The sequence below is a fragment of the Moorena sp. SIO3B2 genome (assembly GCF_010692525.1).
Classification (GTDB): Bacteria; Cyanobacteriota; Cyanobacteriia; order Cyanobacteriales; family Coleofasciculaceae; genus Moorena; species Moorena producens.
Window position 1 is genome coordinate 1 of record NZ_JAAHHE010000944.1, and the last position, 1,175, is coordinate 1,175.

2 protein-coding genes are annotated in these 1,175 nt (G+C 46.7%); both read right to left on the reverse strand.

The window, feature by feature from the left end; all coding sequences use genetic code 11:
• Positions 1-559: phosphocholine cytidylyltransferase family protein (locus F6K38_RS42550; protein WP_287360913.1), on the reverse strand; the 559-nt coding region annotated here is incomplete at its 3' end.
• The coding region (locus F6K38_RS42555; protein WP_287360914.1) for a class I SAM-dependent methyltransferase at positions 559-1,175 on the reverse strand (617 nt) is incomplete at its 5' end. The genes F6K38_RS42555 and F6K38_RS42550, both read right to left, overlap by 1 nt.

The following is a 1,175-nucleotide window of genomic DNA, read 5'->3' on the forward strand; positions in this document are numbered from 1 at the left end:
CGGTGGCTTGGGCCAACATACTTTGAAACAAAGGCTGGGATATTTTGGAAATACCGACCAATTCACCGGCAATTTGACTCCCCAGTTCAGCCTTATTTTTAGACATCGCAACGATTGTCTCACCTGAGGTTTCCACATACACTTCATCGCCAGCATTGGTTTTACCAGATAGCAAGACGACATTGTCTTTAGGAAAGTTCAAGACTGCTGTCAAAGCAAGCTTTTCGTAAATCAGATCTGATTCCAACAATAGAAAATCACCCTCAATCAGCTCACGGGCACAATAGAGGGAATACATGGTACCTGATTCGGCATAGTGTGGGTTATGAACCGTCAATATCTGATCATTAAAACGTTGCTGGAGACGCTCATAAAAGTCAGATAAATGACCAGTGACAATGATGATGCGCTGGATACCGCAGGCAGTCAGGCGCTCTATGGATTCCTCAATAATGGGTTGCTCTCCCAACTGGAGAAATCCTTTAGGAGCCGATTGCCCTAGTTTCTGCAGTCTAATGCCCATGCCAGCAGCTAGAATAACAGCTGTTTCTACTTTCATTAGTGTTTATGGATCAAGACATTGAAACGATATTTGCTATTGTCGTAGCCTTGAAGGCACTGATCTTCAGTCGTTACTTCAACCGACTCAGTTGCTAGAACTTGTTGGAACCAGTCCTTGCTGTAGTATAAATGATCGAGTCCCCGATACCTCTGCTCATATTCCGCATCTCCGATGGCTGCTTTCCGGGCACTGATTGCTGCTTCCTGCTTAGACAGATCAGGAAGATCAAGAACGCCGATACTTTTCTGGGCGATTTGAACCATGCCCCGGAGTACTTCTGCTGCATACTCATAGGTTGGGAAATAATGGAAGACTCCCCCTGACACCACAACATCGAATTGACGGTCTCTTGGTAGATCAATTGCTTCTCCTAGGCTAATCGTGGCTTGGGGCATGGCCACTCGGGCAATTTTGACCAAGTTAGCTGAGTAGTCAATTCCCGCGACGGGGTTTCCTTGTTGGTAAAACGGATAGAGAAAAGCACCCGCACCACACCCAACTTCCAACAATGAATCCTTTGGGGTGATGTTGAGCCGAGCCGCGATATGCTTCCCATAAGCCATCCAGCCAGATTCTTGCACACCTGATGACCAGGGAGGATCGTAGCCATTTG